Below are 5,716 nucleotides of genomic sequence, written 5' to 3'. Positions count from 1 at the left end.
ACCCCTCACCGGAAGAGGCCCCATGACCGCCACGAAGTTCGTCCTGCCCGAGAGTGACATCCCGACGACCTGGTACAACGTGGTTCCCGACCTGCCCAAGGGGCTGCCGCCGATGCTGCACCCGGGCACCCGGGAGCCGATCACACCGGCCGACCTGGCGCCGCTGTTCGCGTCCGAGCTGATCGCGCAGGAGTTCTCCACCGAACGGGACGTGGACATCCCCGGCCCGGTGCTCGACATCTACCGGCAGTGGCGGCCCAGCCCGCTGGTCCGGGCCCGGCGGCTGGAACGCGACCTGGACACCCCGGCGCGGATCTACTTCAAGTACGAGGGGGTCAGCCCGGCCGGCAGCCACAAGCCGAACACCGCCGTCCCGCAGGCGTACTACAGCAAGCTCGACGGAGTACGACGGCTGACCACCGAGACCGGCGCCGGCCAGTGGGGCAGCTCGCTGTCGATGGCGTGCGCCTACTTCGACCTCGAGTGCGAGGTCTTCATGGTGCGGGTCAGCTACGACCAGAAGCCGTACCGGCGCGGCCTGATGGAGACGTTCGGCGCCTCGGTCACCGCCAGTCCCAGCGACCGTACCGAGGCCGGCCGGGCGGTGCTCGCCACCGACCCGGACTCCACCGGCAGCCTCGGCCTGGCCATCTCCGAGGCGGTGGAGGCCGCGCTGCACAGCGGCGGCGCCGCCCGGTACGCGCTCGGCTCGGTGCTGAACCTGGTGCTGATGCACCAGACGATCATCGGGCAGGAGGCGCTGGCGCAGATGGGGCTGGCCGGCGACTACCCGGACGTGGTGGTCGGCGCGGCCGGCGGTGGCTCGAACTTCGCCGGTCTGGCCCTGCCGTTCCTGCGCCGCCAGCTCGACGGCGGTCCCACCGTGCGGTTCCTGGCCGCCGAGCCGGCGTCCTGCCCGTCGCTGACCCGGGGCAGCTACGACTACGACTTCGGCGACACCGCCGGGCTCACCCCGCTGGCCAAGATGCACACGCTCGGCCACGACTTCCGGCCGCCCGCGATCCACGCCGGTGGGCTGCGCTACCACGGCATGGCGCCGATCGTGAGCGCGCTGCGCGAGGTGGACCTGATCGAGGCGCGGGCCGTGCCGCAGACCGCCTGCTTCGAGGCGGGCGTACGGTTCGCCCGCAGCGAGGGGATCGTGCCGGCGCCGGAGTCCAGCCACGCGGTGCGGGTCGCCGTGGACGAGGCGCTGCGCTGCCGGGAGACCGGCGAGGAGAAGGCGATCCTGTTCTCCCTGTCCGGGCACGGCCACTTCGACATGCAGGCGTACATCGACTACTTCGCCGGCAAGCTGACGGACTGACACCGGGCGGGACGCGGCGCGGTGCGGCGCCGCGTCCCGGCCGACGAGCTCTCGGGGGTGCGATTGCCCAGCGAAGCAGCCACCATCCTGGCCATCAACGGTTCCGAACGGGCGGGCGGCAACACCGACCTCGCGGTCGCGCACGCCGGACGCCTGATCGCCGAGCGCGGGGCCGTCCTGCGCACCATCCGGCTGCGCGAGCACCGGATCTCGCCGTGCAGCCCGTGCGGCGACTGCAACAGCCGTACGCTGCCGTGCACAGTGGACGACGACGTCCCCGCCCTGGTGGAGCAGATGGTCAGCGCCGACGGGCTGATCTACGCCGCGCCGGTGCACGGGTTCGGCCTGGCCCACCTGATGCAGATCTTCATCGAGCGGGCCGGGGTCGGCTATCTGCGCTTCACCCGCCCGCTGGCCGACAAGGTGGGCGGCATCATCGTCACCGGCCGCCGCTACAGCGACTCGTCGGTGCACAACCAGATCGTCAACAACCTGCTGCTCAACCGCATGATCCTGGTGGGCAGCGGCTTCCCGGTCCTGCTGCGCAACACCACCGGCACGCCCGGCCTGACCGACCCCGAGGGCGTCGACGCGCTGGAGCGCATGGTGCACCGGATGGTCGACATGGTGCAGCTGCTCAAGCGCCACCAGCGGGTCACCGGCGGCCCGGTGCTGCCTTCCCGGGACCGCAACGAACGCGTGCCGCGGCCCCGCCGCACCGAATCCCTTCCGACCAGAGGAGACACCGAGAATGTCCACTGAGCAGGCGACCGTCCCGGTCGGCATCGACTTCCCCGCCACCGAGTGGGAGAAGTGGGACAAGCCCGGCGCCGAGGGCCGGGTCAAGATCGCGTACGTCGGGGGGCAGCGGCTGCGCCTGCTGGAGCTGCCCGCCGGGTTCGACGAGCACCACTGGTGCCTGCGCGGGCACACCGGCTACGTGCTGCGGGGCGAGTTCACCATCCACTTCCGGGACCGCTCGGTGCCCTGCCGCCCGGGCATGGGCTTCGTCATCCCGGACGACGAGGAGCACCGCTCGCAGGGCAGCGCGGACGAGCCCACCGTCGTGTTCGTGGTCGACCGGGTCGACCAGCCGTGAGCGACGCGCCCGGCGCCGGGACTGACGGCGCGGCCCGCATCACCGAGCTGCGGGCCGCCGTGGACCGGCTCGACCAGCGCATCGTCGAGTTGCTGGCGGTCCGTACCCGGGTGGTCCGGGAACTGACCGCGCACAAGTCCGACGAGGCGGCCGTGCGGTCACCGGACCGGGTCCGGCAGGTGCTCGACCGGGTCGCCGAGCTGGCCGGCCGGCACGGCATGCCGCCGGAGGTCGCGGTGGCCACGTACCGCACGCTGATCGAGGAGCTGACCCGGATGCAGATGGACATGCTGGCGGACCGCCGTGCCGCCGGGGCGGCGCCGGCCGCCCCGGCGGCGCCGGAGCGGCGATGACCGGCGGCCGGGCGCCGGTCGACCTGCGGCACGCGCTCGCCACGCTCGACCCGCTGCCCGGCGAACTGGTCCGCGTCGCCGAGGAGCTGCCCGCCCGCTACGGCGTCTCGGCGCACTACGCCCGCTGGGCCGGCGCGCCCGCCGCGCCGCCCACCGGCCCCGGCCCCGCGGTGCTGTTCGACCGGGTACGCCCCGCGCACGGCCCCACCCGGGCCGTGCTGATGGGCCTCTACGGCACCCGGCGCCGCGCCGCCGGACTGCTCGGAGTCACCCCGGCCGAGCTGCCGCACCGGCTGCTCGACGCGGTGGCCGCGCCCCGGCCGCCGGTGCCCGCCGCCGCCCCGGCGCGCTGGCCCCGGCACCGGCTGCCGCTGGACCTCACCGCGCTGCCGGTGCCGGTGCTCACCGACGAGGACGCCGGCCCCTACCTGACGCTCGGGGCGGTGCTCGCCACCGACCCGGACACCGGGGTACGCAACCTGTCCGTGCACCGGATGTGCGTCCAGGGCCCGGACATGCTGACCATCTGGATGGTCCCCGGCCGCGACCTGGAACTGGCCCACCAGGCCGCGTTGCGCCGGGGCGCGGCGCTGCCGGTGGCGATCCACCTCGGGCTCGGCCCGGCGGTGCTGCTGTCCTCCTGCTGCCCCACCTCGCTGGTGCCGCCGGACGTCGACGAGCTGGCGGTGGCCGGGGCGCTCGCCGGCCGGCCGGTCGAGCTGCTGCCCTGCGCCACTGTGGACGCCGAGTACGTCGCGCACGCCGAGTACGTCATCGAGGGCGAACTGCTGGCCGAGCACGCGCCGGAGAGCCGGCACGGCGCGGTCGCCACCCCGGAGTTCCTCGGCTACCAGGGCCGCGCGCACCCGTCGCTGCCGCTGATCCGGGTCACCGCGATCACCGCGCGGGAGAGCCCGATCCTCCAGGCCGTCTCCGGCCCCGGGCACGAGCAGTCGGTGCTGCTCGGCTTCGGGATGGAGGCCGCGGTGCTGGACCTGCTGCGCCGCCGGGGCACGCCGGCGCTGGCCGCGCACTGCCACACCGCCGGCGGCGGCCAGCTCATGGTGGTGCTCCAGTGGCCGGCCAAGCGCGGCCCGGCCGACGACGCCGCGGTACGGGACGCGGCGGAGGCGGTGCTGGACGGCTTCCGGATGGCCAAGCTGGTGCTCTGCGTGGACGAGGACGTCGACGCGGAGTCCGACCAGGACCTGTGGTGGGCCATGGTGACCCGGTTCCAGGCGGACCAGGATCTGCGGGTCCTGGCCGACCGGGAGGGCTTCCCCCTGGACCCGAGCCAGCACACCGGCTACTCCCGGTCGCTGTCCGCCGACGGGCGCACCGCGAAGGCGGTGTTCGACTGCACGGTGCCGTACGCCCAGCGGGACCGGTTCCGCCGGCCCCGGTTCACCGAGCCGTCGCTTCCCGTGCCGCGCCGGCCAGCAGCGCCACTCCCTCGCTGATCCGGGCGGTGGGCAGCGCCGCGTACCCGATCAGGAACGTCGGCTCCGGCGGCGGGTGGGTGACGTAGTAGCCGGAGGCGGGATAGACCCGGACGCCGCGCGCGGCGGCGGCGCGCACGATCGCCGCCTCGCCGGCGCCGGACGCGCCGCCGAGCGTGACCAGCACGTGCAGCCCGGCGGCGGCGCCGGACACGCGTACCCCGGCGCCGAAGTGCTCGTAGAGCGCCTCCAGCAGCCGGGCCCGCCGCTGCCGGTAGAGGCGGTCCATCCGGCCGATGTGCCGGGCGTACGCGCCGGAGTCGATGAACTCGGCGAGCGCCTCCTGAGTCAGCGTCGGGGTCAGCCGGTCGGTGATCCACTTGATGCCGAGGAACGGCCGGACCAGGTGCGGGGGCAGCACCGCGTAGCCGATGCGCAGCGACGGGAACAGCGTCTTGCTGAAGCTGCCCACGTACGCCACGTCCGCGCCCTGCGGGTCGGCCGCCAGCGACGGCAGCCGCTCGGCGGCGAAGGTGAACTCGTTGTGGTAGTCGTCCTCCAGCACGGTGACGGCGTGCTCGCGCGCCCAGCGCAGCAGCGCCCGCCGCCGCCGCTCGGACATGACGAACCCGGTCGGGAACTGGTGCGACGGCGTGACGTACACCAGCCGGACCCGGGCCGGGTCCAGGCCGTGGCCGCGTACCCGGTCCTCGATCTCGCCGACCCGCAGCCCCTCCTCGTCGACCGGCACCGGCACCACGGCGGCCCGGGAGTAGCCGAAGATCTGCCGCAGCACGGTGTGGCTGGGGTCCTCGATCACCACCACGTCGTCCGGGCCGACGAGCAGCCGGACCAGGATGTCCATGGCCTGGGTGGCGCCGCTGGTGACGATGGTGTGCTCGCGGGCGACGTCGAGCGCCCGGCTGCGCCGCAGCAGCGCGGCGATCTGGGCGCGCAGCGCCGGGGAGCCCTCGGCCGGGCCGTAGCCCAGCGCCACCGCGTCGGCGCGGCTCACCGCCGTGGCGAGCGACTGCCGCCAGCGCGCCACCGGGAAGCTCGCCAGCGCCGGGGTGCCGTGCCGGAAGTCGTACGCCCCGTCCGGCCGGTGCATGGGCGCCGGTTCCCACGGCCGCCACAGCGGGCTGCCGGCGTCGGTCGGCAGCGGCGGTTCCGGGCGCAGCGGGGTGCGGGCCGGCGGGTCGCGGTGCGGCAGGTCGGGCAGGGCGTCGCTGACCCGGGTGCCGGAGCCGCGCCGGGAGGTGAGGACGCCGTTGGCGCGCAGCAGCTCGTACGCGCGGGTGACCACGGTGCGGGAGACGCCGAGCTGGTGGGCCAGTTCCCGGCTGGGCGGCACCGGGTCGCCGGGGCGCAGCCGGCCGGCACGGACGGAGCCGCTGATCTGGTCGCAGAGCTGCTGCTGCAACGGCACCGGGCTGTCCCGGTCGAGCACCACGAGCAGCTGCGACGACCCCACCCGCGACGCTCCCCCACCTAGCCG

Annotated in this window: 6 protein-coding genes; 5 read left to right on the top strand and 1 reads right to left on the bottom strand. The window is 74.8% G+C overall.

Annotated elements, in window-relative coordinates; all coding sequences use genetic code 11:
* Window positions 1-22: 22 nt before the first annotated feature.
* Genes EAD96_RS00895 through EAD96_RS00875 form a run of 5 tightly spaced genes read left to right on the top strand, consistent with a single transcriptional unit; the run spans window position 23 to window position 4,239 of the window.
* Entirely contained in the window at window positions 23-1,327 is a 1,305-nt protein-coding gene (locus EAD96_RS00895) for a TrpB-like pyridoxal phosphate-dependent enzyme (protein ID WP_121682925.1), read from the top strand.
* A 57-nt stretch (window positions 1,328-1,384) separates the two neighbouring features.
* A complete protein-coding gene (locus EAD96_RS00890) occupies window positions 1,385-2,089 on the top strand; it encodes a flavodoxin family protein (protein WP_233585333.1) in 705 nt (234 codons plus the stop codon).
* Window positions 2,079-2,426 (top strand): cupin domain-containing protein, encoded by a 348-nt coding sequence (locus EAD96_RS00885; RefSeq protein ID WP_013477221.1) that lies wholly within the window; start codon window positions 2,079-2,081, stop codon window positions 2,424-2,426. Before EAD96_RS00890 ends, EAD96_RS00885 begins: the two co-directional genes overlap by 11 nt.
* Entirely contained in the window at window positions 2,423-2,779 is a 357-nt protein-coding gene (locus tag EAD96_RS31810; protein WP_120570374.1) for a chorismate mutase, read from the top strand. The genes EAD96_RS00885 and EAD96_RS31810 overlap by 4 nt, the downstream gene beginning before the upstream one ends.
* Window positions 2,776-4,239, top strand: a complete 1,464-nt coding sequence (locus EAD96_RS00875; RefSeq protein ID WP_121682923.1) for a UbiD family decarboxylase — start codon at window positions 2,776-2,778, stop codon at window positions 4,237-4,239. The genes EAD96_RS31810 and EAD96_RS00875 overlap by 4 nt, the downstream gene beginning before the upstream one ends.
* Here the strand turns inward: EAD96_RS00875 and EAD96_RS00870 are convergent.
* Window positions 4,184-5,692, bottom strand: coding sequence for a PLP-dependent aminotransferase family protein (locus EAD96_RS00870; protein WP_121682922.1), 1,509 nt, complete (start codon window positions 5,690-5,692; stop codon window positions 4,184-4,186). The genes EAD96_RS00875 and EAD96_RS00870 overlap by 56 nt on opposite strands.
* Window positions 5,693-5,716 lie beyond the last annotated feature (24 nt).

The organism is Micromonospora sp. BL1, assembly GCF_003667485.1.
In the GTDB taxonomy this organism is placed as follows: domain Bacteria; phylum Actinomycetota; class Actinomycetes; order Mycobacteriales; family Micromonosporaceae; genus Micromonospora; species Micromonospora tulbaghiae.
The sequence above is the reverse complement of the archived record's forward strand: the minus strand, read 5'-3'. Positions and strand labels throughout refer to the sequence as shown.

Coding starts and splice junctions, on each gene's coding strand:
- EAD96_RS00895 (WP_121682925.1), top strand. CDS start 23: ATGACCGCCACGAAGTTCGTCCTGCCCGAGAGTGACATCCCGACGACC.
- EAD96_RS00885 (WP_013477221.1), top strand. CDS start 2,079: ATGTCCACTGAGCAGGCGACCGTCCCGGTCGGCATCGACTTCCCCGCC.
- EAD96_RS00875 (WP_121682923.1), top strand. CDS start 2,776: ATGACCGGCGGCCGGGCGCCGGTCGACCTGCGGCACGCGCTCGCCACG.